The organism is Amorphoplanes digitatis, from assembly GCF_014205335.1.
Taxonomy (GTDB): Bacteria; Actinomycetota; Actinomycetes; order Mycobacteriales; family Micromonosporaceae; genus Actinoplanes; species Actinoplanes digitatus.
In genome coordinates, this window is the sequence record NZ_JACHNH010000001.1 from 3,259,895 (window position 1) to 3,284,867 (window position 24,973).

The window sequence follows — 24,973 nt, forward strand, 5'->3', positions numbered from 1 at the left end:
TCAGGCGGCCGGGTCCCCGGCGATGCGGGCGTGCAGGTGCATGTCGTGCCAGCCGTCGGCGTGCAGGACCTTGCTGCGCATCGTCCCCTCGTACGGGTAGCCGGCCCGCTCGGCGACCCGGCACGACGCGGGGTTGCGCGTCGAGTGGTAAACCTCGACGCGGTGCAGGCCGAGCACCCGCAGCGCCCACCCGGAGAGGACGCTCAGTGCCGCCGCGGCGTGGCCCCGGCCCCGGGCCTCGGGCAGCACCCAGTACGAGATCTCGGCGATGCCCTCGGCGAGGTCGATGGTGCGCAGGCTGATCTGGCCGAGCACCGCGTCGTCGTCGGCGGCGACCGCCCAGCCGGCGCCGGTCTCCCGCCGCCACCGTTGCGGCCAGGCGCCGATCCACGCGCGGGCCTCGTCGACGGTCATCGACCGTGAGTGCCATTGCCGGATGCCCGGCTCGTCGTAGGCCGCCGCGACCACGGCGGCGTCCGTGGCCCGCCACGGCCGCAGCGTGAGGCCCGGGCCCGTCAGCACGGGCTGATCGAGCCGGGCCAGGTCGCCGGCGGCGACGACGGGGGAGATCAGTAGAGGCATGGCGATCATTAAAGCCGGGCGGGTGCGGTTCCTAGGTGACCGGCCACTCGTGTACCGGGATGTTCTCGTGCATCGGCGGAAGGTAGCGGCGCAGCATGCCGTGCAGCGCCGCCTGCCGGTCCAGGCCCGAGCGCTCCAGCGAGTGCAGCGTCTCCACCTGCCAGGTGGCGCCGTTGCGGCCGGTCAGGCAGCGCTGCTCGATGATGCCCAGCAGCCGGTCCCGCTCGGCGGGTGACACGCCCCACCGGTCGAGGCCCTCGTGTGCCAGCGGAAGCAGGCGGCGCAGCACCAGCTCGGACACGGGCACGTAGCCGAGGCCCGGCCAGAACACCGACGCCGCGATGCCGTGCCGGGCGCCGGAGTGGAAGTTCTCCTCGGCCGCGCTGAACGACATCTGGGTCCAGATCGGACGCTCCGCCTCGGCGAGCATCCGGACCAGGCCGTAGTAGAAGACGCCGTTCGCGACCGTGTCGACGACGGTCGGGCCGGCCGGGAGCACCCGGTTCTCGACCCGCAGGTGCGGCCGGCCCTTGACGACGGCGTAGATCGGCCGGTTCCAGCGGTAGACCGTGCCGTTGTGCAGCCGCAGCTCGCTCAGCTGCGGGGTGTCGCCGCTCTCCAGGATCTGTTCGGGGTCGTCGGAGTCGCAGATCGGCAGCAGGGCGGGGAAGTAGCGGACGTTCTCCTCGAACAGGTCGAAGACCGAGGTGATCCAGCGCTCGCCGAACCACACCCGCGGCCGGACGCCCTGCGCGCGGATCTCCTCCGAGCGGGTGTCGGTGGCCTGCTCGAACAGGGGTATCCGGGTCTCGCGCCACAGCTCGCGCCCGAACAGCAACGGCGAGTTGGCACCCAGCGCCACCTGTACGCCGGCCACGACCTGCGCCGCGTTCCAGTACGCCGCGAACTCCTCGGGGCTTACCTGGAGGTGGAACTGGGTGCTGGTGCAGGCCGCCTCGGGCGCGATCGTGTCGGTGGTGACCGCCAGGCGGTCGATGCCGTCGATGCGGATGTCGAGGTCCTCGCCGCGGGCCGCGAAGATCTGCTCGTTGAGCAGCGCGTAGCGGGGGTTCGCCGACAGCGCGTCCGCGGTCAGGTGCTCGCGGCGCAGGGTCGGCAGGATGCCGATCATCACCATGTGCGCGCCGACGCCGCGGGCGTGCTCCTCGGCGTTGTTGAGGCTGGCCCGCAGCTCGCGTTCCAGATCGGCGTTCTCGTCGCCGGCCAGCCGGCGCGGCGCGACGTTGATCTCGACGTTGAACTGGCCCAGCTCGGTCTGGAAGTCGGGGTCGGCGATCGCCTTGAGTACCTCGGCGTTGCGCATCGCCGGGTCGGCGTCGTCGTCCACCAGATTGAGCTCGATCTCCATCCCGGTCAGCGGGCGCTCGAACTCGAATCGCGCCTCCCGCAGCATCCCCGCGAACACGTCGAGGCTGCGCCTGATCTTCTGCCGGTACCTGGATCGATCCTCGCGGGTGAATGTCCTCTGGTCGACCTCTTCGCCCACCGCGCACCGCCCCTCTGCCTGCATCTATGATCGCGTGGTCCGAACGCCGGCGCACCACTCCGCGCGTCGATTGCCCCGGAGGTTCTTGCGTGCGTCGCGTACCTGCCCTTTTCGCCGCCATCGCAATCGCGGAGGCCTGTAGCTGGGCCGCGCTCCTGATCGGCATGTTCTTCAAGTACGGACCGGTGGGCGACGAGATCGGCGTGCGGATCGCCGGCCCGGTACACGGCGCGTTGTTCACCGCCTACCTGGCGGTCACCGTCGTGCTGGCCCGGGTCGCACGGTGGAAGTGGTGGGTCACCCTGCTCGCGCTGGCCTGCTCGGTCCCGCCGTTCGCCACGCTCGTCTTCGAGCGCTGGGCGCGGTCGCGCGGCCTGCTCACGGTCGCCGAGCCGGAGCCAGTACCGCAGGTCTGAGCGGGGCCGGGATCACCGCTGATCCCGGCGCCGGGGGTCAGCTGATCCAGGCGGCCGCGAGGGCGGTGATGATCGTCAGGCCGAGTCCGGCCTGGATCAGCAGCCCCGGACCGAGATGCGACCACATCGTCGGTATCCGCGGGGTCAGGGGCTGCAACGTGGTCAGGTTGACGAGCTGGTGCAGCTTCACCGGCAGGTCCGGATCCTTCTGCGGGCGGGTGCGCACCTGCACGAGGTCGTCGCGGTGCAGCGCCGACTGCGGCAGCTGCCCGTGCATCTCCACCTCGTAGATCTGGCCCAGTTCGTCGCGCAGCCGTACCGGCGTGACAAGGTATTCGGGGCCCTTCTTCAGGTCCTTGAACCTGCGCCGGGTGCCTCCGCCGCCGCTGCGCAGCAGGGCGAGCAGTAGTGCGCCGACGGCCTGGGCGACGGACGCCGTCACGAGTACGGCGACGAGCAGCGGTTGATCGATCTTGACCTCGCGGGTGTACGAGGCGCGGAAGCCGAGGAACCGGCCCGTGATGACGGGACCGGCGTGCCGGAGGATTCGCTCGCGGTAGAGCTCGGTGTCGTCCATGGGGGCATCTCCTGGGGTGGGGAGACTTGCATGCCTCGATCGTACGGAGAGCGATGCAGTGAACACAGTGCGTGATCAATTCGCCATCTAGCCCGGGGTTACCGTCGGCTGGTCGGCTCGGTTTAGCGGTGGCCGCGCCGGCCATTCGTCCGGTACGCCCTTTATTGCAGAAATCCGCCTCATGGGACGGCCGCGTGGTCCGCCGTCCGTCTACCGATTGGGCGAAACGCTCACGGAGCGGAGTGCGACACGGTGAACTTGTGCTGAACGCCTGTCGCGGGCGATCTACGGGGGTGGGACGGCATGGAACTGAGCGGCACCAAATACATTAATCCGGACAGCGTGTTGGCACGGACCGCCTGGGAGATGGTGCAGGCACACGCCGGAGGCATGGGACCGCACGACGGCATCGACACCTGCCCCGAATGCGACGAGCCCCTTCCCTGCCGGGCCGGGCGTGCCGCCGCGGAGGTCCTCGAGGCCGCGGGCATGGCGGAGACGTCGGGCCTGATCCAGGCGGCGCGCCAGGGCCGGGGGTCCCCGCTCGGCTACCAGGAGCCGCCCGCCCCGGTGAGACGGCCCTCGCACGCCTACTCGGTCCCGGAGAGCCTGCCCACCTACGCCGAGCCCGCCGCGCCGCCGCCGCCCGAGCCGAGCTACCCGGCGAGCTCACTGTCCGTGACCCCGCCGCCCTTCGAAACACCCCGCGAACCCCTGAGCCCGCCGGCCCCGCCCGCGCCCGAGGCCGAATCCGGGCTCCGCCCGCAGCCGTACGGGGAACCGTGGCAACCGGCCGGTCAGCCGTCCGCCTGGCCGCCCGGACCGGACCCCGGCGCGCCCGGCGCACCCGGCGGCACGCCGTCGGGCCTGACTCCGCCCGGCCCCGAGTCCTTCGGCCCGGCCCCCGGCGGTTCGCCCGCGGCGCAGCCCGGCCCGGAGCCTTACGGTCCGCCCCCGCCGGCGCGGCCCGGCCCGGAGGCGTACGGCCCGCCCCCGCCGGCGCGGCCCGGCCCGGAGGCGTACGGCCCGCCCCCGCCGGCGCGGCCCGGGCCGGAGGCGTACGGCCCGCCACCGCCGGCGCGGGCGGCAAGTGCGCCGCCTCCGCCCGGACCCGCCGCGTCGCCCCCGCCGGAGCGTCCCGCGCCGCCCGTGGGAGGCGCGCAGCCGTCCCGCGGACCGGCCGATGCCCCGACGGGCCCGCCCGCCGCGCCCCGGCCGGATCCACTCGCTCCCGGCCGGGCGCGCGCGGTCCCCGACGTGGATCCGCTGCTGCTGGGACCGCCGCTGTTCGCGCAGCAGAACCGCCCCCTCGACGCGCCGCGGTTCACGCCGTCGGCCCGCCCGCCGGAGTCCCGGCCGGGCGGCGCCGAGCCCGCCGGCCGCAACGGCATGCCGGTCGCCAAGCCGCCCCAGCCGGACGACAGCAGCGCACACCGGCCGCCGGACCTCGACGTCACCCAGCAGATGCCGGCGGCCGGGCCCGCCCAGCCGCAGGTACCGGCGGCCGAGCCCGCCCAGCCCGCCCAGCCTGCCCAGCCCGCCCAGCCCGCCCAGTCCGCCCAGCCCGCGCAGCCCACCCGGCCTGCGGGCGAGGGAAGGGGTGTCGAGGATCAGTTCGCCCCGCGCCCGCAGCCGGGCGCCCGGCCCGGCCCGGCGGACCAACCCGGCCCGGCCCGGCCGCCGCAGGGCGCGGGCGGTCCCCAGGATCGTGCCTTCGTCGCCCCGGCGGACCGAGGCGCGGGCGGTCCCCAGGATCGTGCCTTCGTCGCCCCAGCGGACCGAGGCGCGGGTGGTCCTCAGGATCGTGCCTTCGTCGCCCCAGCCGAGCGAGGTGCGGGTGGTCCTCAGGATCGTGCCTTCGTCGCCCCGGCCGACCGGCCCCGCCCGTCCTCCCGGCCGCCGCTCGAACCACCGCAGATGGGCCAGCTCAACCGCCCCGCCGACCCGGCCGCGCAGCCGCCGGCGGCGGCGCACGACGCACCGGAGCCGAGCGGCCTCGAGCGGCCACCCACGGCCCAGCCGGCCCCGCCGGCCCAGCCCGTCCAGCCCGCTCCACCGGCCTATCCCGCCCAGGCCGACCCGTCGGCCTACCCCGCACAAGCCGACCCGTCGGCCTACCCCGCCGCGCCGGAGCGGCCGCCCTACCCGGGCGCGATCGCACCCGGCGAGACGAGCCAGTTCGCCCAGCCCGGCCAGTACGGCCGGCCCGGACCGGCGGATCCGCAGCACCCCGGCCACGGCCCGGGGGTCGCCCACGTGCCGGGCGCCACCCATCACCACCCGCCGTCGGGGCTGCCCGGTCCGGACACGGCCGCCGACCCGGCGCGGGCCGCCCGCCCGCCGCTCGAGCCGCCGCAGCTGGGCCAGCTCAACCGGGGCCTGCCGCCGGCGCCCGAAGACCCCGCCGCGGCCCCGTCGGGCCTGCCGGCCCGTCCCGCACCGCAACCCGAGAGCCCGCGGCCCGACGCGACCGGCGCCGCCGACGAGGAGGGACCCAGCGGGCTGCCGCGCCGCTCATGAACTTCTCACGCCGCGTCGCCGGCCGTCAGGTGGGTCCACACCACCTTGCCGTCGGGCACCGGCAGCACGCCCCACGCGTCGGTCAACTCCCGGACCAGCTGTAACCCGCGCCCGCCGGTGTCGTTGGTTCCGGGATTCCTCGGCCGGGGCAGCACCCGGCTGCCGTCACGCACGGTCACGCAGAGCCGGCCGTCGCGCAGCCCCACGGTGAACTCCATCGCGGTGTGCGCATGCCGGACCACGTTGGCGACGAGCTCGGTGGCGACCAGCGAGACGGTCGCGGTGGCCTCACCGTGCTGCCACGCGGTGCAGGCCTGGTCCACGAGCTGGCGTACCTGGCGGCAGGCGTCCGGTATCGGCCGCAGCCGGACCCGGATGCGGTGCGGCTCGGGCTCCGCAGCCGCGTCGGCCAGCGCCTGCTCGCAGCTCGCCGCGGCGCCGACCGAGGCACAGCCGGGCCACGCCGCGATGGTCTCGGTGGTCTCCGGGCCGGCGCCGCAGAGCACGATGGGCACGGCGGGCCACTCGGCCGTGCGGCACACGACGGAGCTGAGCACCGCCAGCGCGCCCGGCTCGGAGACCTCCAGCCCGGAGACGTCGATCAGCAGCGCCTCCGGCTGAGCGGAGAGGCAGCGCCCGACCGCGTTCTCCAGCGCGTCGCCCGTCACGAGGTCCAGTACGCCGCTGGCGCGCAGGATCGCCACCGGAAGATCCTGTTCCGGCCGGCAGACCAGCTGACTCGTCATCGGCATCCCTTCACGGACGTGCCTTGCCAGGCACGTCGCGGTTCGTGTGCCCGCCCGGCGGCCTGGACAAACGTGCCGGAGGGTGGCGAGCGACACGGGTACGGCCGTGCGCGCCGCGGCTAGGCTCGGCGCATGGCCGCGCGGAGGGTGGGGTTGCCGGCTCTGCTGCCGTATCTGCGCGAGCATCGCGGCACCCTGGTCGTGGTCGGCGGGCTGTCCCTGGTCGCCGCGGTCGCGGCCCTGGCGCAGCCGGTCCTGGTCCGCACGGTCCTGGACGGCATCTCGGCGGGCACCCCGATCGGCGGCCCGGTCGCGCTGCTGGTCGTCCTGCTGCTGACCGGCGCGGCCCTCGGCGGCGTGCGCGACTATCTGCTCCAGCGCACGGCGGAGGGGCTGGTCCTCACCACCCGCCGGCGCCTGGCCCGGCACCTGCTGCGCCTGCCGATCGCCGAGTACGACGCCCGCCGCACCGGTGACCTGCTGTCCCGGGTCGGCGCCGACACCACGCTCCTGCGCGCCGTCGTCACCTCCGGCCTGTTCGAGGTCGTGACGGGCGCCGTGATGGTCATCGGCGCGACGATCGCAATGGCCCTGCTCGACCCGTTGCTGCTCGCGGTCACCGCGGCCGGCCTCGCCGTCGGCCTGACCGTCGCCGTCACCGTCTCCCGGCGCGTGCGTGGCCTCTCCGAGCAGGCACAGGCCCGGCTCGGCGAGATGACCTCGGCGGTCGAGCGTTCCATCTCGGCCGCCCGGACCATCCGGGCCAGCGGCGCCGAGGAGCGCGAGGCCGAGACGGTGGGGCTCAGCGCCGCGCAGGCGTACGACGCGGGGATGCGGGTGGCCCGGCTGCGTGCGCTCATCGGTCCCGCCGCCTCGGCGGCCACCCAGGGCGCCTTCCTGCTGGTGCTCGGCGTCGGCGGTGCCCGGGTGGCGGCCGGCTCGATCAGCGTCGGCGATCTGGTGGCGTTCATCCTGTTCCTGTTCTTCCTGGTCATGCCGCTGGGCCAGGCGCTGAACGCGTACGCGCAGCTGCAGACCGGCCTGGGTGCGTTGCAGCGCATCGAGGAGGTGCTCGACCTGCCGTCGGAGACGGCGGCGGACCGCCCGGCCCGGCCGACCGCCGTGATCTCGGAGCCCGCGGTCGTCTTCGAGAACGTGACATTCGGGTATCCCGGAGGGGAGCCGGTGCTGCGGGACGTGTCGTTCAGCGTCCCGGCCGGCAGCCGCGTCGCGCTGGTCGGCCCGTCCGGCGCGGGCAAGTCGACGGTGCTGGCGCTGATCGAGCGCTTCTACGAGGTCACCTCGGGCACGATCCGGGTCGGCGGTGCCGACGTGCGGGACCTGCCCCGCGACGCGCTGCGCCGCACGCTGGGCTACGTGGAGCAGGAGGCGCCGGTGCTGGCCGGAACGCTGCGCGACAACCTGCTGCTCACCGCGCCCGGCACGGACTCCGCGCGGCTGCTCGCCGCGCTCGACGAGGTCAATCTCGGCGCGCTCGCCACCCGGACGCCGGCGGGCCTGGACGTGCAGGTGGGCGAGGGCGGTGTCCTGCTCTCGGGCGGCGAGCGGCAGCGGCTGGCGATCGCACGGACCCTGCTGGCGGACGCGCCGATCCTGCTGCTGGACGAGCCGACGAGCAACCTCGACGCCCGCAACGAGGCGGCCCTGCGCGAGGCGATCGCGGCGGCGTCCTTCCAGCGCACGCTGATCGTGGTGGCGCACCGCCTGAGCACCGTCGTCGACAGCGACCGGATCGTTGTCGTCGAGGCCGGGCGCGTCGTGGCCACCGGAACACACCGGGAGTTGCTGGACACCAGCCCGCTCTATCGCGAGCTCGCGGCGCACCAACTCCTGGTCTCCTGAGCCCGAGTGATCGCGCTCTGGGCGAAACGACCGGGAGTCGGCACCATGCTTCAAGGTAAGTGAAGTACCGTAACCGCCCATGGGTGTGTCGCAGCGGTTCAAAAACCGGTTCCGTAAGTTTCTGCAGCGTCCGGGCACCACGGTCGATCTCGCACCGCTTGAGAAGCGGTTGCCGGCCATCGAAGCCCGTGAGGAGGCGTTGCGCGCGCTCGACGACGCCGCGCTGACCGAGGCCGCCGGCGCCGCCGACAACTTCACCGAGATCTGCGCCGTCGGCCGGGAGGCCGCCTGGCGCGCCCTCGAGCAGCGGCCGTACGACGTGCAGCTGGTCGGCGCCATGGCGCTGCTCGCCGGCCGGGTCGCCGAGATGGCCACCGGTGAGGGCAAGACGCTCACCGCGACCATCGCCGCGTACGGCCACGTCCGGCTGGGCCACGGTCCGGTGCACGTGCTGACCGTCAACGACTATCTGGCCCGGCGCGACGCCACCTGGATGGAGCCGGTCTACACCCTGCTCGGGCTCACCGTCGGCTGGGTCACCGAGGCCTCGACCCACGAGGAGCGGCGCGAGGCCTACGGCGCCGACGTCACCTACGTCTCGGTCAGCGAGGCCGGCTTCGACTACCTGCGCGACCAGCTCGTCACCGACGTCGAGGACCGGGTGCAGCGCAAGCTCGCCACCTGCATCGTCGACGAGGCCGACTCGATCCTGATCGACGAGGCCCGGGTGCCGATGGTGCTGGCCGGCAGCATCGCCACCGAGAGCGACCCGGTGCACCACGCCGCCGACCTGGTCCGCGACCTGCGCCCGGGCAAGGACTTCGAGGTCGCCGAGGACGGCCGCAGCGTCGCCTTCACCAACGACGGCCTGCACGCCCTCGAGGCGAAGATGGGCATCGACCTGTATGCGGACGACCAGGTCGAGCAGCTCTCCGCGGTCAACGTGGCGCTGCACGCCCGCGCCCTGCTGCGCCGCGACGTCGACTACATCGTGCGGGACGGCACGGTCGAGCTGATCGACGAGATGCGCGGCCGGGTCGCGCAGCGGCGGCGCTGGCCCGATGGGCTACAGGCGGCGGTCGAGGCCAAGGAGGGCCTGAACGCCACCGCCGAGGGCGAGGTGCTCGACACGATCACCGTGCAGGCGTTCATCGCGCTCTACAAGACGGTGTGCGGCATGACCGCCACCGCCGTGCACGTCGGCGAGCAGCTGCGCGAGTACTTCAAGCTCGAGGTCGCGGTCATCCCGTCGAACACCCCGAACATCCGTGAGGACGAGCCCGACCGGATCTACTCCGCGCACGACATGCGCGACGAGGCCCTGGTCGAGGAGATCAAGATCGCCCACGACAAGGGCCGGCCGGTGCTCATCGGCACCCTCGACGTGAAGGCGTCGGAGCTGCTCGCCAAGCAGCTCGCCGCGGCCGGGGTGCCCAGCGTCGTGCTGAACGCCAAGAACGACGACGAGGAGGCCGCGATCATCGCGGAGGCCGGCGCCCTCGGCGCGGTCACCGTCTCCACCCAGATGGCCGGCCGCGGCGTCGACATCCGCCTCGGCGGCAGCGACGGCAAGGACGCCGAGAAGGTGGCCGAGCTCGGCGGCCTGTTCGTCATCGGCAGCGGCCGGCACGACAGCCGCCGGGTCGACGACCAGCTGCGTGGCCGCGCCGGGCGTCAGGGCGACCCCGGCGGCTCGGTCTTCTTCGTCAGCCTCGAGGACGACCTGATCACCCGGCACGCCGGCGACATCCTGCCGTCGTCGCCGCGGATGGACATGGACGGCGTGGTGCACGACGAGCAGGTCGAGTACGCCGTCGAGCACGCGCAGCGCGTCGCGGAGGGCGTCAACCACGAGATCCACCGCAACACCTGGCGCTACAGCGTGGTGATCGAGGGGCAGCGGCTCGCCCTGGCCGAGCGCCGGGAGCGGCTGCTCACCTCCGAGATCGCGGCGATCATGCTGATCGAGCGCTCGCCGGAGAAGGCCGGGGAGACCGACGAGGACGTGCTCTCCGACGCCGCCCGTTCGATCGCGCTCTACCACCTGGACCGGCTCTGGGCGGAGCACCTGGCCGAGCTCTCCGAGGTGCGCGAGGGCGTGCACCTGCGGGCGCTGGGCAAGCTCGACCCGCTTGACGAGTTCCACCGCTCCGCCGTGCCGGCGTTCCAGAAGGTCTTCACCGAGATCGAGGCGCGCACGATCGCGACCTTCGAGGAGACCGACCTGACCGACGGCTACGACCCGGACCGCGCCGAGATCGTCCGGCCGAGCGCGACGTGGACGTACCTGGTGCACGACAACCCGTTCGGCTCCGAGCTGGACCGCCTCATCGCGGCGGTCGGCCGGCGCCTCACCTCGGGCGGCTGAGCGCCGGGACGGGTACCCCCGCGCGGCGCGACGCCGCGCGGGCTCAGTCGTGGGGGAAGCCCGCGCGGTGCGCGGCGAGGATGTCGCCGCCGAACTCGCCGCGCGGGCGGCGCAGCACGCTGTGCGCGTGGTTGCCGTCCTCGGACGTGTTGTCGAACTCGATGAGCAGGTCGTCGGCCTGGATCCGGTAGTAGTGCCGGGTGCCGGGCCCGGGCGGGCCCTCCCAGGCGAAGTGCACGTCGGACCCGGTGGGGTCGAGGGCGGCGGCCAGGTCGTCGGGGAGCCGGCCCAGGTGCACGGCGATCAACTGGTCGAGCAGGGCGCGCTCGCCGGGCCGCAGATCGGCCCTCGGCACGCCGTGCGGCGTCAGGACGGTGCTTGCCGGGTTCGTGGCCGAGCGGACGTCGGAGGGCGCCCGGTCGGCGATCACGGCACGGCGGCGCAGCGCGGCCGGCATGGCGCGCAGCAGTTCGTGTGCGAGGTCCTCCTCGACCGCGAGCGGCCGCAGCACGACCCGTCCGCCGGTGTCGACCCGCGCCGGATTGGCGCCGAGGAACACCGGCGCGGGGGAGACCCGGTCGCCGGCCACGGTCATGCTCACCGACAGGTGGTGGCCCTCGAAGCGCCAGCCCCACTCGTCATCGGACGGCGCGCCGAAGACGATGACGTGGTAGTCCTCGCTGTGCCGGCCGCGGGCCCAGCCCTCCCGCCGGTCGAGGATCTCCTCCAGCGCGAGCACGGTCATGGCCTGCGCGTATGCGGGCGGGCTCAGCGCGGTGGCGAGCAGCCGGTGCGCGGCCTTGCGGGCGGTGCGGCCGAGGTCGGCGATGCTCAGGCCGGGCCGTGGCCGGGGGCGGTACTCGATCCAGCGGCGCGCCGCGTCGTCGGCGAAGGGGGCCGCGGCCCGCGCGCCGTCCGGGGTCGCCAGCAGCGCCGCGGCGGCGCCGCGCATCTCGCCGGCGAGTGTCACGGCGTCAGTCGGTGCGGGAACGCGATCGTTTCCGCATCCAATTCCTCGTGCATGCAGGCCAGCCTACGGTGCTAATGTCTGGCGCACATTCTCCGGGGGTGAGCGGTGACCGACGGGGTCTACGTCGGCCGTGCGGGTGTTGACGGCGTGGTGAACCAGGGCTGGCTGCTCGGCCATTTTATGCCGAAGGGCAAGCTCCTGCACAGCGACGATGTCGAGGTGAAGTGGGGCGTGCACCCGCCCGGCGACCGTCGCGCGGCTTGGGCCACCGACGAGATCCGGACGGCGTTGCTTGTGTTGATCAAGGGAGCGTTCGACATCGAGTTGCGCGACCGGACGGTGCTGCTGCGCGAGCCGGGCGACTACGTCGTCTGGGGACCCGGCGAGGACCACTCCTGGCAGGCCGGGGACGTGGAGACCGTGGTCCTGACGGTGCGCTGGCCGTCGCTGCCGGGCTGGCGCCTGCCACCGCCGAGGTCCTGATCGGACCGAGAAACAGCCGTTTATTTAAGCTTCGACAAGGGAGGGTCGGCTGTTAACCGCGTGACAGTAATCGCATTAACAGTGCGCAGAAACACGATGCATCCAATGGTTATGGAACGACCTTCCCACAATGTGGATGCCGTCTTGACCCGGCGGCCACATGGCCGGAAGCATCGACCGCGGTTTAAGCGTGCATTAATTGGCGTCCGTTAGGATGTCACGGCGTTTCCATTCTTTGACGCAGGAGGATTCATGGCGGTCACCGCCCTGCCGGCACGCACGGGACGACATGCGAGGGGGTCCGGCCGGGTGGCCACGATCCGTCGCCTAGAGCCCACCGCTGCTGCCCCGCCGAACGCGCTGACCATTACGCTCAACATCCCGTTGACGGGTGAGACCCTGCCGCCGCAGGCGCACCGGCTCATCGACGCCGTCCGTGAACTGGTCGAGGCCGGCCAGGGCTCGGTCGCCGTCGAGTCGCCGTCGGCCGCGCCCGTCGCGGGGATGCCGGGGGAGGCCCCGCTGCGCGAGTGGGCCGACGACACGGTCGAGGTGCGCCTGCTTACGGCATCGCGCCAGGTGCTCGTCGACGGCGAGCTGCTGCCGCTCACCCGGCTCGAGTTCGATCTGCTGCTCTACCTGGCCGATCACCCGCGCCGGGTGTTCAGCCGCACCCAGCTGCTCAACGCGGTCTGGGGCTACGAGCACACCGGCGAGCGCACGGTCGACGTGCACGTGCGCCGGTTGCGGGTCAAGCTGGGCGCACAGGTCTCGCTGATCACCACCGTCTACGGCGTGGGCTACCGCCTGGCCGACGAGGCCCGGATCGTGGTGCTGCCCCACGAATGAGCCTTTTTCAACGTGGCCCGGGTTGCAGCTCCTGGCGGCGGTCGGCGGCCCGGATACCTCTGGCCCGAGGCCAGGTTGAAAATCGCTCACTAGGCTTGGCCGGTGCGTGTGCGTCCGGTCTCCCTCGAAGTCCTGGTCGACGAGCTGGCCGATCGGCTGGCCGGAATCGGCGGGCGGGTGCGGGTGGCGATCGACGGCGCCGACGCCGCCGATCCCGATGCGCTCGCCGACGGCCTGGTCGGCCCGCTGCGGCTCCGGGGCCGTCCGGCCGTCCGGATCAGCACCGGCGACTTCCTGCGGCCCGCCTCGGTGCGCCTGGAGTCCGGCCGGACCAACCCGGACTCGTTCTACTTCGGCTGGCTGGACGAGGCGGGCCTGCGCCGGGAGGTCCTCGACCCGGCCGGCCCGGGCGGCAGCGGGCGGATCATCACCCGGCTCTGGGACGCCCGCACCGACCGTGCCGCCCGCGAGCCCTACCGCGACCTGCCGCCGGACGCGGTGGTGATCGTCAGCGGGCCGCTGCTGCTCGGCGCCGGGCTGCCGTTCGACCTCACCGTCCATCTGCAACTGTCGCCGGCCGCGCTGGCCCGCCGTACCGGGCCGGAGCGGCGCTGGACGCTGCCCGCGTTCGAGCGCTACGGGGCCGAGGTCGATCCGGCGGCGCTCGCCGACGTCGTGGTCCGCCTGGACGACCCGCGGCGGCCCGCCCTGGTCCTCGGATCGTGAGTGAATCCCCGTTCACACCCCTGTTGACCTGCGACGCGAAAGCGTATTTGCGCAGTCCGTGGCGGTAGCGAGCACTGACAGTTATGCTGCGGTTACTTTTTTGCGGGGTTCCCGTTTGGGATCTTCGGCGGTGGGTATCTGCGGGCTCCTCGGCGTACGCCGAAGACCGGCGCGGGGGACGGCCCACCGGCAGGGGCACAGGGAGGGCAGGGGGAGCACATGCTCGTCAACAGCGCGGTCATCACGGGTAAAGGTGCCGACACCGCCAAGGGGCGCTCGGTCGAGGAGATCGAGCAGATCCGCGGGATTCTGCGGACCCGGTTCGACGACCTGACGGCCGAGTACGAGGAGGCCGTGGCCGAGAACCAGAAGCTGCGACTCGTCGAGATAGGCGATGCAGCCGGCGACGACCAGGCCGACAGTGGTTCCAAGACCGCGGAACGCGACGCGGCGTCGTCGCTCATCCGGACTCTGCTCGACCGGCGCACGCAGGCGGAGCACGCCATGCAGCGCCTGGAGGACGGCACGTACGGAAACTGCGAGGGTTGCTCGAAGCCGATCCCGGTGGAGCGGCTCACCGTGTTCCCGTCGGCCACCACATGCGTGGCCTGCAAGGCCAACCGCGAGAGGCGCGCGGGCTGAGGCTCGATATCGCCGGTCCGCCGCCCCTGCTCGGGCGGCGGACCGGTCTTATCAGCGATAGCTTGGCCCCATGGGCGAGATCCAGGTCGGCACGGCGTCGTGGACCGACAAGACCCTGCTCGAGTCGGGGTGGTACCCGCAGACCGCGGACAACCCCGAGAAACGCCTGGCGCACTACGCGAAGCACTTCCCGGTCGTAGAGGTCGACGCGACCTACTACGGGCCGCCGGCCGAGCAGACCACCCGGCTGTGGGCCGAGCGCACGCCGGACCGTTTCACCTTCAACATCAAGGCCTTCAGCATGCTGACCGGCCATCCCACGAAGGTGTCGGCGATCTACAAGGACCTGCGCCCGGAGACCGACAAGAAGAACGTCTACCCGGGCGACCTGCCGCCGCAGGCGTACGAGGAGATCTGGACCCGGTTCCTGAGCGCCCTGGACCCGCTGGTCGAGGCGGGCAAGCTGGGCGCGCTGCTGTTCCAGTTCCCGCCCTGGTGGGGCATCCGCCGCTCCAACAAGGACTACCTGCTCGAGGTCGCCGCCCGGTGCAGACCGCTGCGACCGGTCTTCGAGTTCCGCAACGCGTCCTGGTTCGACGGCGACAACGCCGCGGAGACCCTGGACTTCCTGCGCCGGCACGAGCTTCCCCTGGTCTGCGTCGACATGCCGCAGGGCCACCGCTCGTCGGTGCCCCCGGTGGTGGCCGCGACCTCGGACCTGGCCGTCGTCCGGTTCCACGGCCACAGCGACAAGTGGACGAGCCGGGACATCCACGAGAAGTTCGGCTACGACTACTCCAAGAAGGAACTCCGCGAGTGGGTGCCGAAGCTGCGCGCCCTCGCCGACGAGGCCCGGACCACCCAGGTCTTCATGAACAACTGCTACTCCGACTACGCCCAGCGCAACGCCGGCACCCTCATCGAGCTGCTCGGGGACTAGAGGTCGTCCCAGGGCACGGTCGACCAGGCCTCCCGGAGGGTCTCCGCGAGGAGGCCGTCGTCCTTGAGCGGCAGCTCGTCGATGCTGGCGATCGGGCGTGCCGGGCAGTGCGAGTTCACCGCCGCGGCGGCCGCGAAGCCGGGTAGCTCCTCCGCGCCGATCGGCCGCAGCGTCCACGGTGTGCCGTTGATGCTCATCGCGATCTGGAGCAGCACCATCGTCACGCCCCTGAGCACCGGCGCGACCGGCCACACCACCTGGCTGCCGTCCCAGAACGCCACGTTCCAGGTGGTGCCCTCGCGGACCAGGGCGTCGCGGCCGAGGAACAGCGCGTCGTCGAAGCCGGCCAGCCGCGCCTCGCGCAGGTGGTAGGTGAGCCCCATGGTCGCCCGGTGCTTGTGCTCCGGCAGCTCGCGTTCGTAGATCACGGACTGCGCCCGCAGCGGCGGCCCGGGCTCCTCCGGTACCGGATCGGAGACCGACACCAGGACGTCCGGCGGGCCCTGCTCGTCGGGGCCCGGCACGAAAGTCACCCGTACGGAGGCATCGCGGACGTCGCCGAGTGCGTGCCGGATCAGGCCGAGCAGCCGGTGTTCCTCCGCGACGCCGATGCGGTGCCCGAACAGCTCCTCGGCGCCGTCGGCGAGCCGGGCGACGTGCAGGGCCAGGCCACGGACCCTGTGGTCGCGCACCTGGAACGACGTGAAGTGCCCGTAGTTCAGGGTGGCGATCCGGTGCAGCCGCGCCAGGTCCGGCGCCTGCCCGTTCAGCTCGACGTTCAGCACACCACCAACCTACGGCGTGCGGATGACCTTCCGAGCGCGGCGCCGGTGCCCGGGCGCGCCGAGGACGCCGTGGCCCGGGACCCGCTCAGCCCGCGCCCGAGGCGGCGGCGCCGCGGGCCAGGGCCAGGACCACCCCGGCCGCGATCAGGCCGGCGATCAGCACCGTGGCCACCGCGGAGAAGTCGAGCTGGGCGGCGCGGCGGTCGGCGACCCGCTTCGCCGTGAAGACGGCGAGGACGGGGCCGAGCACCGCCACCACCAGCGCCACCACGGGCAGCCCGACGGCGAGGTCGCCGCCGGCCTCGCGTCCCGCCCAGCGCAGCAGGGACCACGCCGCGACGCCGACCGCACCGCCCAGCGCGCCCAGCACCGCGTACAGCAGGGTGGCGTTGCCCGAGGCGGGCCGCGGCGCGGGCTTCCAGGCGGCGGTGGCGGCCGCCTCTTGCAGGTAGTCCTCGGCGTCGCGGTCGCGCTGGCGTGGGACGGCGGGCTGCGGCGCCCGCTCGCCGAACCGGTCGGCCACCCGGCCGACCTTGTGGGCGAACTCCGCCCACAGCACCGCGGCGCGGGCGTCCACCTCGTCGCGTTCGCGCTGCGCCTTCTGTACGGCCGCGCGCGCCTCGCGGATCCGCTGGTCGGCGGCCCGGACGGCGTTGTCGGCCTCGATCGCGCGGCTGTCGTGCCAGCTCCGGGCCTCGGCACGGTGCGCGCCGGCCTCGTCGTCGAGGTTCGTCAGCTTTCGCAGGACGCTGCGGTAGTCGGGCGCGCGGCGCTCCAGCATCGCGTCGTTGGCAGGCTCATTCATGAGGGTCCGTAAGGGATGATCACCTCGGCGCCACGATGCACCGAGCGGTCGAAGTGCAGCGCACGCCACGGGCGCGGGTACCAGCTCGGCGAGCCGTGACCCGGGTAGTACGGCGACAGCTCGCTGCCGTGCACGTCCAGCGCCACCCAGGCGCCGATGGGGTCCGTCCGCGAGCCCTGCCCGCCGAGCGTGTCGCGCAGCAGGGCGGCGCCCCGCCACCAGCCGATGACGTGGATGCGCCGCTCCGGGCCCTGCCGCATGATCCGGCGCAGCGGCTCGTTGCTGCCGCTCGGCGCGGCGTCGACCGCGTACAGGAAGATGAAGTGCGGTTTGTCCGCGGCCGTGCCCAGCTCGGCACGCTCGGCGGCCATCTCCAGCAGGGAGTCCACGTTGTCGCCGTCGAAGTAGCCCGTCTCCGGCGGCAGGTACCTCTTGAGCGCGTCGACGGCGGCGCCGGCGTCGGTGTCCAGGCAGGCCACCGAGAACTGGGCCGCGCCGGGGGTGAACTGCGCGGCCAGCGACCGTGCCGCGGTGCCCAGCACGGCGCACGCCTCGTCGACCCGGGTGCCCAGCACGGCGATCGTGCGGCCCGGCGCGCGGCGCAGCACGGTCTTGGCGGACCGCGACTCGACGTCGATGGTCTCGCCGAGCAGCACCACCGGCGCGGCGGGAGCGTCGGCCGGGACGAAGCGGCGGAACTCCGGGCTGTCCTCGAGCCGGGGGATGGCGTCGCCGTCGAAGAGCCGGGGCGCGGCGAGCTCGGGGGGGCGGTGCCGCCACAGCCGGTGCTGGAGCTCGCTCCAGCGTTCCCGGTCGCCGGCGTCGGGCACCCGGACGATCCGGTTCGCCTCGGTGGCGCCGGAGTCGGCGTTGACCACGGCGTGGTAGCGCGGCAGCACGTCGGCGGCCTGGTTGGTCTCCGCCAGCACGCGCCGGGCCCGGGGCAGGGCGATCCGCAGCGAGAACTGCGCGACCAGGGCCGGCCGGCCCCACAGCGCCTCGATGCCGGAGACGTCCTGGCTGGCCAGGACCAGGTGGATGCCCTGCGAGCGGCCGCGCCGGGCCAGGTCCTCCAGCAGGTCGACGGCCTCCGCGGCGACCGCGTCGCGGCCGGAGAGCAGCACCTGGAACTCGTCGACCACCGCGACGATCCGGGGCCAGTTGCCGTTCGGATCGTCGGCGCGCAGCTCGGCCAGGTTGGTCACCTCGTGGCGCTTGGCCGCGTCGGCCCGGCTGCGCAGCTCCGCGCCGAGGAACCGCAGCAGGGCCAGGCCGAACTCGCGGTCGGTGTTGACGTTGACGCCGACCAGCCGCACGTGCGGCAGCCAGCTCGGGTCGCGGCGGCCCGGCGCGAACCGGGCGAACGACACGCCCTCCTTGAAGTCGAGCAGGTAGAACGCGAGCTCGGCGGGGGAGTAGCGGGCCGCGAGGGCGCCCATCCAGGCGTAGATCAGGTTGGTTTTGCCGGTGCCGGACGGGCCGGCGATCAGGGCGTGCGGCGGATAGTCGCTGAGCGTCACGTGCACCGGGGAGCCCTGCGGGCTGTCCCCGAGCGGCGCGGTCAGCGCCCGGGCCGAGCTCTGCTGCCACTCGTGCTCGGGCAGCAGGCTGTCGAGCGCGACCGGTGCGGGCCCGGCGGCGACCTCGTCGGCGATCCGCCGGCAGGTGCGGGTGATCACCTCCGCCGACGGCGCCGGGTCGAGCCGCACCGGCAGGTCGCCGCAGCCGCTCACGCGCGCGTCGTCGCCCGGTGCCGCGTCGATGACCTCGATCCCGGTGCCGGCCGGCACCGGGAGACCCCGGATGATCAGGTGTACGCCGCAGGCGGCGCCCGTGCGCAGCAGCCGGTCGAGCTGTCCGCGCTCGTGCTTCGACAGCTCGTCGTGCCGCCCGGCGCCGAGCAGGATCGCCACCCGCCACGGCTCGGGCCGGCGCCCGGTGGCGGCGGCCAGCTCCCGCAGCGAGGTGTGCTCGCCGGCGAGCACGGTCTCGTTGATCCGGCGCACGTGGTCGACGAGCTCGTCCAGCAGCGCCGCGAGCCCGCCCGGGCCGACGAAGGTCAGCACCCCGGCCGGTGCGAGCGGCGCGAACCCGGCGAGGCCGCCGCCGAGCTGCTCGGGGTCGTAGCCGGTGAGCCGGATCCGGCCGGCCTCGGTGCTGCCCAGGGCGCGCAGCAGCAGCCCGGCCACGGTGTCGTCACCGATGGACTCGTCGCCGCGGATCACCACGTGCCCGCGGTCGAGCAGCGGCACCAGCGCGGGCACCTCACCCTCGTACGGCAGCAGCAGCCGGCCGGCGCGCAGCTCCGGCGCGGGTACCTGGGTGCCCGCGGGCGTCGGCCGCCACCGGGACCAGGGCAGGCCGGCGGCGCCCGGCGCGGCGGCCAGTGCCGTCTCGGCGGCGGCGCCGGCCAGCGCGGCCATGTCGCGCTCGTGCTGCTCGTCGATCTCCTTGAGCCGCTTGTCCCGCTCCCGGATCAGCCGGATCCGGCGCTCGCGGGCCGCGGTCGCCACCCGGGCCCGCCGGGTGACCGCCGCCTCGAACTCGTCGCGGGCGGCGACGAAGGCGTTCTCGGCCGCGCCGAGTGCGTGCGACAGCGCGGCCCGGACCTCGACGACCTGCTGCGCCCTGCTGTCAGGCATCGACACCACGGGGTGGCAGCGGCTCGGGGGCGTTCGGGTCGAGCGTCGCCGGGTCGCGGCCCAGCCGGGCCAGCAGCACCCCGGTCAGGACGCTGGCGGTGACCGCGGAGTCGGCCGGGTGCGAGGGCGCCTGCGCGCCCGCGGGCGCCCGGCAGATCCGGGCCAGCAGCGTGTCGAGCACGGCGGGCGGGGTGCCGGGCAGCAGCGACCTCACCCGGCCGCCGGCGGCGCTGCGCAGCCGCTGGAGGTCGTCGGGCCCGGGCTCGTGGCCGAGCAGGTCGCCGGCGAGGCGGTGCAGCACGGGCGGGGTCACCGCGGACAGGCCCAGCCCGGTGGCCGCGTTGACGCCGTGCAGGTCGCGGCCGAGCCGGGCGCGGTCGCCGGAGCGGACCCCGGCGGCGACGCGGCGCAGCAGCTCGGCGGTGTCGGCCGGCCGCTCCTGCGGCGTGCCGTCGGCCCGCGGCGGTGGCGGCGCCTCGCCGGTGAGCTGCTCGACCCGCTCGCGCCACCAGGGGCCGAGCCGCTCCGGCGGCGGCTGATGCTCCTGCTGCCGCGGCACCGCGGGCTGCTCGTCCTCCCGCAGGCCGGCCTTCCAGTCGCCGCCCGGCGCCGCGCTCGCCTCGCCGGCGAGGCCGAGCTGGGCCAGGTAGGCCGCGATGGCGTCCTGCGCCAGCCGCAGCGCGGCCGCGGCGTGCTCGGCGTGCTCGGTGGCGTTGCCGAGCTGCGGCACGCCGATCGGGTCGACCGAGGTCTGGCGCACCCAGTTCAGCAGCTCGGTCGCGCTGCGCAGGCGCTCCATCGCCACCGAGACGACGCCGATGGGCAGCTCGTCGGACGTGGCGCGGAGCTGGGCGCCGAGTTCCTGCAACAGGGACATCGCGTTACAGCGTCGCCGTGTAGTTCTGCGCCTGCTCGACGGCGAGCAGGGTGGCGCCGAGGCACTCCTCGAGCTGCTGGTCGGCCTGCGACAGGGAGGCGTGCACGGCGCCGACCGCGTCGTTGGCGCTGCCGTCGAGCGCCGAGGCCAGGCTCTGCTGCGCCTCGCCGAGCTTCTCCCGGGCCGCCTGGATCGCCGCCTGGCTCTCCGTGACCTGTTGGAGAGCGGCATCAACGGCCGCTCTGACCTCGGCGACGCTGGCCACTCGTGCAGCCTCCTGCGGTATGGGGGTGGCGGTACGGACTCAGAATAGTCGTCCCGGATGGGGTGGTCGTGCCCGCACGCCCCTTTCGTGAATCCGCGCCCGAACGGTTATCTCGGCACGCTGCCGGGGCCGCGCACGTCGGCGCCCAGGGCGGTCACCCGTTCGCGCAGGCCGCGGTCGGCGGTCACCACGATCAGCCGGCGGCCGCGGCCCTCGCGGGCCACGAGCTCGACGATCGCGTCGTCGCCGGAACCGGTCGCGCGCTCCAGCCGTACGCCGTCGACGGCCGGGATGTCCCGGGCCCGGCCCTCCACGACCAGGACGACCTCGACGGGCCCGGGCAGGTCCGGCAGGCCGGAGGCGCCGATCGGAAGGAGTGCGTCGCGCAGCCGGGCGTTGGCGCCGGCGCGGTCGCGCCACCAGCCGTCCGGCTTGGAGCCGACGACGTTGGCGGCGTCGACGACCAGCAGCGGTACGGCCATGCACCCGAGCGTCTCACACCCGGGCGGGACGGCACCCGCCGCTACGCCGCCGCGAGCTGGCCGCCGCCGAGCTGCGGGTAGTCCTCGAGCCACTCGATGTAGAGCGGGTTGCGGGCGACGACCTCGGCGTACGCCTCGCCGGCCATGCCCATCAGCCGCGGTGCGACCTTGGCCGCCTGGCTGTCGGGGTGCCAGCCGAGCACCTGCCGCCAGCGCAGCGGCGCGCCCATCAGGGGCCGGTGGGTGAGCCCGGCCGGTGGCCGGAACGTCGGCTGGCACAGCGCGAGCGCGAGCCCGGACTCCACCATGTCGACGCAGCCGCGGATGTCCGTCTCCAGCATCCGCCGGGGGGTGAACCCGTTGCGCGCGCAGGCCGCCGCGAAGCAGTCGCCGAAGCAGCCGTCGCCGGTGCCGGCGACCCACTGCTCCTCGGACATCTCGGCGAGGTCGACCTCGACGCCCTTGGCCGCCGGGTGGTTCTCGGGCATCAGCACGCAGACACCGTCGACGGCGATGGTCTGCCACACCAGGCCGTAGTCCGCGGAGGGGATGGCGTCGCCGCAGACGCCGACCTGCGCGTAGTCCAGCTTGCCGGCCAGCACCATGGTGGCCAGCTCGTCGACGTAGTAGGACGCGTGGGTGGAGATCTGCGCCTCGGGCTGCGCCTCGGAGAGCCGGTGCACCATGCCGCCGATGACCGGGCCGCCGATCGCGCCGATCCGGTAGCGGGTCATGACGTTCTCGTCCGCGCCGGACCCGGCGAGCCGGGCCGCCTCGTCCTGGAGGCCCTTCATCGCGGGCAGCAGCACCCGGGCCCGGGACAGCACGAGTTCGCCGAGCGCCGTCGGCCGGGCGCCGCGACGGTCACGTTCGAAGAGCGGACCGCCCAGAGTCCGCTCGATCCGTTGCAGCTGTGCGGTCAGCGCCGGTTGGGCGAGGCCCAGCAGCGATGCCGCCTTCGTCACGCTGCCCGTCTCCGCGATGGCACAGACCACCTTGAGATGCCGCAGCTCCAGGTTCATAGCGTGACGGTAGGACGTTCGCGGGATATCGGCTAGACCTTCGGCCAGCCAAAGATCCTCCACTTGTGACAAATGGGTTAACCAAAAGGACAGATCCAGCTAAGCCGTACGCTGGTCCGGGCACAGATCGTTGATCATCTATCACTATGAGTGAAAACTCCGTCCACTATGTACTTTGTTCACAGATCGCGCCGGTAGGTGGTCCGTCGACCCACGACGTCGCGGACCTTGTCGGCCAGCGCCACGGCCGGGTCGACGATCTTGTTCCACGGCGGCGTCGCGGGAGTGCCGGGGTGCGGGCGGGTCGGCGCGGCCTCCTCGGCCAGCTCCACCCGGTTGCCGAGCCGGATCAGCTCCTCGGCCGAGCACATCCGCAGCAGCAGCGGCAGCAGCTCCCCGGCCGCCGCTTCGGCGTGTCGCAGCAGCCGGCGCCGCACGTCGCCGGCGCGGGCCGCTCGATCGGCGTCGTCCGCGGCCTCGAGGAGCCGGAGCGACTCCAGCAGCGCCCGGTCCTCGGCGATCTCCCGGTCGACAAGCGCGTAGCCATCCGGCACGGCCGCATGCACGGCCGGGTACAGGTACTGCTCCTCGGCGGAGAGATGCCGCGACAGCTCGGCGCTGAGCACCTGGGCGATCGTGCGGCGGCGGGCGGCGTCGGTGCCGTCGCCGGTCAGCTCGTCGCAGAGGGCGGTCAGCTCGCGGTGCTCCCGCGAGATCACGTCGATGACGCTGGGGCCGGTCGTCTCGCCGCCCACCGGCGGCAGCGGGGGAAGGTGTATGGACACCGCCCGCTCTTACCCGAACCTGATCTCCCGCCAAACGTCGCCCGGGACCAACTGGTAAGAAGAGCGGATGGAACCTGTCTCCGCCGCCGACGAGGTCGTCGAACTGTGCCGCGACCTGTTGAGGATCGACACCACAAACACCGGAGACCCCCGTACGACCGTCGGTGAACGCGTCGCCGCGGAGTACGTCGCCGGCAAGCTCACCGAGGTCGGCATCGAGGTCGAGCTGCACGAGTCCGCGCCGCGGCGGGCCAACCTGGTCGCCCGGATACCCGGCGCCGACCGGTCCCGCGGCGCGCTGCTGGTGCACGGGCACCTCGACGTGGTCCCGGCCGACGCCGCCGAATGGTCGGTGCCGCCGTTCTCCGGAGAGGAGAAGGACGGCTACCTCTGGGGCCGCGGCGCCATCGACATGAAGGACTTCGACGCGATGGTGCTCGCCGTCGTCCGCGGCTGGCAGCGCACCGGCTATGTGCCGCCCCGCGACATCGTCCTCGCGTACACCGCGGACGAGGAGGCGGGCATGGAGTACGGCTCGCAGTACCTGGTCCGCGAGCACGCCGGGCTCTTCGAGGGCTGCACCGAGGCGATCGGCGAGGTCGGCGGCTTCTCCTACACGATCAACGACGACCTGCGCCTCTACCTGGTCGAGACGGCCGAGAAGGGCATCGACTGGCTGCGCCTGCACGCCAAGGGCCGGCCCGGGCACGGCTCGTTCGTGCACGACGACAACGCGGTCACCGCGCTCGCCGAGGCCGTCGCCGCGGTCGGCCGGCACCGGTTCCCCATGGTCGTCACCCCGACCGTGCGCTCGTTCCTGGAGCAGGTCTCCGAGGCCCTCGGCATCGACCTCGACCCCGACGAGCCCGAACTGGCCATCGCCAAGCTCGGCCCGATCGCCAACCTGATCGGCGCGACCGTGCGCAACACGGCCAACCCGACCCGGCTCGAGGCGGGCTACAAGGACAACGTCATCCCGAGCAAGGCGTCGGCGACCATCGACTGCCGCACCCTGCCCGGGCAGGCCGAGATCTTCCTCGAGCAGCTGCGCGGGGTCATCGGCCCCGACATCGAGATCGAGCACATCTCCCAGCAGGGCGCCCTGGAGACCTCCTTCGACGGCGCGCTCGTCGAGGCGATGAGCGCCGCCCTGCGGGCCGAGGACCCGGGCGCCCGCACCGTGCCGTACATGCTCTCCGGCGGTACCGACGCCAAGGCCTTCAGCACGCTGGGCATCCGCTGCTTCGGCTTCGCGCCGCTGAAGCTGCCCGCCGACCTGAACTTCTCGGCGTTGTTCCACGGCGTCGACGAACGGGTGCCGGTGGAAGGACTACAGTTCGGCGTGCGTGTGCTCGACCGACTGCTGCAGGCGAGCTGATGAGAGGACTTTTCACACCATGACCGACCAGTACGCGGAGCTCGACGCCGCCCTAGAGCGGGTCGTCGAGGCCGCGAAAGCCCACCTGGCGGCGGTCAAGGCCGCCCAGGGCCGGGTGGACGACGACGATGTGTGGCAGGCGTACGTCAACCTCAACAACACCTCCTTCGCGTACGACGAGCAGCTGCTCGAGGCGTTCGGCGAAGTGACGCCCTGGGACGTCGAGTCGATCGACCCGGACGAGGCCGACCAGCGCTTCGGCGGCCTTGTCGGCGGGCTGGAGGAGGGCGACGCCGACCCGCACCCGCGGGTGATCTCGGTGCGCCAGCGCCGCGACTACCGGGTGCCCAGCGTCGCGGCGCTGCTGCGCGTCGCGGACGCGGCCCGGCGCAACCTCGTGCCGGGCGACGACGACGAGGCCGAGCCGATCGACTCGGTCGGCGAGGCGGTCCTCGAACTCCTCCAGGCCGGGGACGGGTCGCTCTCCTCGCTGGACGTGCCGGAGCTGGAGCCGCTCGACGGCCTGCTCACGGTCAGCGAGGTGGCCGCGCCGCTCGACCTCGAGTCGTTCGCGGACGAGGACGGCGCGGGACCGTTCGCACCGGGCCCGGACGACCTGCTCGTCGGCCGCCTGGACGAACACCCCTACCTCGCCGACGAGGAAGACGACCACGCCGGTCACCAGCACTGATCGCCCGGTGCACCAGCGTGTGCACCGGATCGGGCGTGAAGGGGCGCCCGCC

Annotated in this window: 24 protein-coding genes; 11 read left to right on the forward strand and 13 right to left on the reverse strand. The window is 73.5% G+C overall.

Annotated elements, in window-relative coordinates:
* Together BJ971_RS14025 and BJ971_RS14030 are read right to left on the reverse strand one after the other, a co-directional pair.
* Window positions 1–582: a GNAT family N-acetyltransferase gene (locus BJ971_RS14025; protein WP_184993221.1), complete on the reverse strand. Its 582-nt coding sequence runs from the start codon at window positions 580–582 to the stop codon at window positions 1–3.
* Between the two features lie 31 nt (window positions 583–613).
* Window positions 614–2,089, reverse strand: a complete 1,476-nt coding sequence (locus tag BJ971_RS14030; RefSeq protein ID WP_184993223.1) for a glutamate-cysteine ligase family protein — start codon at window positions 2,087–2,089, stop codon at window positions 614–616.
* Between the two features lie 89 nt (window positions 2,090–2,178).
* Here BJ971_RS14030 and BJ971_RS14035 point away from each other — a divergent pair, with 89 nt between their 5' ends.
* Window positions 2,179–2,505 (forward strand): DUF3817 domain-containing protein, encoded by a 327-nt coding sequence (locus BJ971_RS14035; RefSeq protein ID WP_239087309.1) that lies wholly within the window; start codon window positions 2,179–2,181, stop codon window positions 2,503–2,505.
* A 37-nt stretch (window positions 2,506–2,542) separates the two neighbouring features.
* Here the strand turns inward: BJ971_RS14035 and BJ971_RS14040 are convergent, their stop codons facing one another.
* Entirely contained in the window at window positions 2,543–3,082 is a 540-nt protein-coding gene (locus tag BJ971_RS14040) for a hypothetical protein (RefSeq protein WP_184993227.1), read from the reverse strand.
* 342 nt (window positions 3,083–3,424) lie between these two features.
* Between BJ971_RS14040 and BJ971_RS42100 the strand changes: the two genes are divergently transcribed.
* Window positions 3,425–5,602 (forward strand): hypothetical protein, encoded by a 2,178-nt coding sequence (locus BJ971_RS42100; protein ID WP_184993229.1) that lies wholly within the window; start codon window positions 3,425–3,427, stop codon window positions 5,600–5,602.
* Between the two features lie 5 nt (window positions 5,603–5,607).
* Here the strand turns inward: BJ971_RS42100 and BJ971_RS14050 are convergent, their stop codons facing one another.
* A complete protein-coding gene (locus BJ971_RS14050) occupies window positions 5,608–6,348 on the reverse strand; it encodes an ATP-binding protein (protein ID WP_184993231.1) in 741 nt (246 codons plus the stop codon).
* Between the two features lie 132 nt (window positions 6,349–6,480).
* Here BJ971_RS14050 and BJ971_RS14055 point away from each other — a divergent pair, with 132 nt between their 5' ends.
* Together BJ971_RS14055 and secA2 are read left to right on the forward strand one after the other, a co-directional pair.
* Window positions 6,481–8,211 (forward strand): ABC transporter ATP-binding protein, encoded by a 1,731-nt coding sequence (locus tag BJ971_RS14055; protein ID WP_184993233.1) that lies wholly within the window; start codon window positions 6,481–6,483, stop codon window positions 8,209–8,211.
* A gap of 79 nt (window positions 8,212–8,290) precedes the next feature.
* Window positions 8,291–10,579 carry an accessory Sec system translocase SecA2 gene (gene secA2 / locus BJ971_RS14060; RefSeq protein WP_184993235.1) on the forward strand — a complete coding sequence of 763 codons (2,289 nt, stop codon included), beginning with the start codon at window positions 8,291–8,293 and terminating at the stop codon, window positions 10,577–10,579.
* A gap of 43 nt (window positions 10,580–10,622) precedes the next feature.
* On the opposite strand, the gene BJ971_RS14065 is transcribed toward secA2, so the two are convergent.
* Window positions 10,623–11,531 (reverse strand): DUF3500 domain-containing protein, encoded by a 909-nt coding sequence (locus BJ971_RS14065; protein WP_184998844.1) that lies wholly within the window; start codon window positions 11,529–11,531, stop codon window positions 10,623–10,625.
* Window positions 11,532–11,654: 123 nt separating this feature from the next.
* On the opposite strand from BJ971_RS14065, the gene BJ971_RS14070 reads away from it, so the two are divergent.
* The 5 genes from BJ971_RS14070 (at window position 11,655) to BJ971_RS14090 (ending at window position 15,189) form a co-directional block, all read left to right on the forward strand.
* Window positions 11,655–12,032, forward strand: coding sequence for a signal peptidase I (locus BJ971_RS14070; RefSeq protein ID WP_184993237.1), 378 nt, complete (start codon window positions 11,655–11,657; stop codon window positions 12,030–12,032).
* A gap of 366 nt (window positions 12,033–12,398) precedes the next feature.
* Complete coding sequence (locus BJ971_RS14075; protein WP_239087315.1) at window positions 12,399–12,881, forward strand: winged helix-turn-helix domain-containing protein; 483 nt, start codon at window positions 12,399–12,401, stop codon at window positions 12,879–12,881.
* Between the two features lie 102 nt (window positions 12,882–12,983).
* Entirely contained in the window at window positions 12,984–13,607 is a 624-nt protein-coding gene (locus BJ971_RS14080) for a nucleoside/nucleotide kinase family protein (RefSeq protein WP_184993241.1), read from the forward strand.
* A gap of 219 nt (window positions 13,608–13,826) precedes the next feature.
* Complete coding sequence (locus BJ971_RS14085; RefSeq protein WP_184993243.1) at window positions 13,827–14,249, forward strand: TraR/DksA family transcriptional regulator; 423 nt, start codon at window positions 13,827–13,829, stop codon at window positions 14,247–14,249.
* Between the two features lie 70 nt (window positions 14,250–14,319).
* The gene (locus BJ971_RS14090; RefSeq protein ID WP_184993245.1) at window positions 14,320–15,189 is read left to right on the forward strand and encodes a DUF72 domain-containing protein; all 870 of its coding nucleotides are present in this window, start codon (window positions 14,320–14,322) and stop codon (window positions 15,187–15,189) included.
* On the opposite strand, the gene BJ971_RS14095 is transcribed toward BJ971_RS14090, so the two are convergent.
* The 8 genes from BJ971_RS14095 to BJ971_RS14130 form a co-directional block, all read right to left on the reverse strand.
* Window positions 15,186–15,974 carry an aminotransferase class IV gene (locus BJ971_RS14095; RefSeq protein WP_184993247.1) on the reverse strand — a complete coding sequence of 263 codons (789 nt, stop codon included), beginning with the start codon at window positions 15,972–15,974 and terminating at the stop codon, window positions 15,186–15,188. The two genes, BJ971_RS14090 and BJ971_RS14095, sit on opposite strands and share 4 nt — an antisense overlap.
* A gap of 85 nt (window positions 15,975–16,059) precedes the next feature.
* Window positions 16,060–16,779, reverse strand: a complete 720-nt coding sequence (locus BJ971_RS14100; RefSeq protein ID WP_184993249.1) for a hypothetical protein — start codon at window positions 16,777–16,779, stop codon at window positions 16,060–16,062.
* Entirely contained in the window at window positions 16,776–19,421 is a 2,646-nt protein-coding gene (locus BJ971_RS14105) for an FtsK/SpoIIIE domain-containing protein (RefSeq protein WP_184993251.1), read from the reverse strand. The genes BJ971_RS14100 and BJ971_RS14105 overlap by 4 nt, the downstream gene beginning before the upstream one ends.
* The gene (locus BJ971_RS14110; RefSeq protein WP_184993252.1) at window positions 19,414–20,298 is read right to left on the reverse strand and encodes a hypothetical protein; all 885 of its coding nucleotides are present in this window, start codon (window positions 20,296–20,298) and stop codon (window positions 19,414–19,416) included. The genes BJ971_RS14105 and BJ971_RS14110 overlap by 8 nt, the downstream gene beginning before the upstream one ends.
* 4 nt (window positions 20,299–20,302) lie before the next feature.
* On the reverse strand, window positions 20,303–20,563 hold the full coding sequence (locus BJ971_RS14115; RefSeq protein ID WP_184993254.1) for a hypothetical protein: 261 nt from the start codon (window positions 20,561–20,563) through the stop codon (window positions 20,303–20,305).
* Window positions 20,564–20,670: 107 nt separating this feature from the next.
* Window positions 20,671–21,045, reverse strand: a complete 375-nt coding sequence (locus tag BJ971_RS14120; protein WP_184993256.1) for a PIN domain-containing protein — start codon at window positions 21,043–21,045, stop codon at window positions 20,671–20,673.
* 41 nt (window positions 21,046–21,086) lie between these two features.
* Complete coding sequence (locus BJ971_RS14125; RefSeq protein WP_184993258.1) at window positions 21,087–22,067, reverse strand: LysR family transcriptional regulator; 981 nt, start codon at window positions 22,065–22,067, stop codon at window positions 21,087–21,089.
* A gap of 179 nt (window positions 22,068–22,246) precedes the next feature.
* Window positions 22,247–22,852 (reverse strand): hemerythrin domain-containing protein, encoded by a 606-nt coding sequence (locus BJ971_RS14130; protein WP_184993260.1) that lies wholly within the window; start codon window positions 22,850–22,852, stop codon window positions 22,247–22,249.
* A gap of 67 nt (window positions 22,853–22,919) precedes the next feature.
* Between BJ971_RS14130 and BJ971_RS14135 the strand changes: the two genes are divergently transcribed.
* Together BJ971_RS14135 and BJ971_RS14140 are read left to right on the forward strand one after the other, a co-directional pair.
* Window positions 22,920–24,230 carry a M20/M25/M40 family metallo-hydrolase gene (locus BJ971_RS14135; RefSeq protein WP_184993262.1) on the forward strand — a complete coding sequence of 437 codons (1,311 nt, stop codon included), beginning with the start codon at window positions 22,920–22,922 and terminating at the stop codon, window positions 24,228–24,230.
* A gap of 19 nt (window positions 24,231–24,249) precedes the next feature.
* Window positions 24,250–24,921: a hypothetical protein gene (locus tag BJ971_RS14140; RefSeq protein WP_184993264.1), complete on the forward strand. Its 672-nt coding sequence runs from the start codon at window positions 24,250–24,252 to the stop codon at window positions 24,919–24,921.
* The last annotated feature ends 52 nt before the right edge of the window (window positions 24,922–24,973 follow it).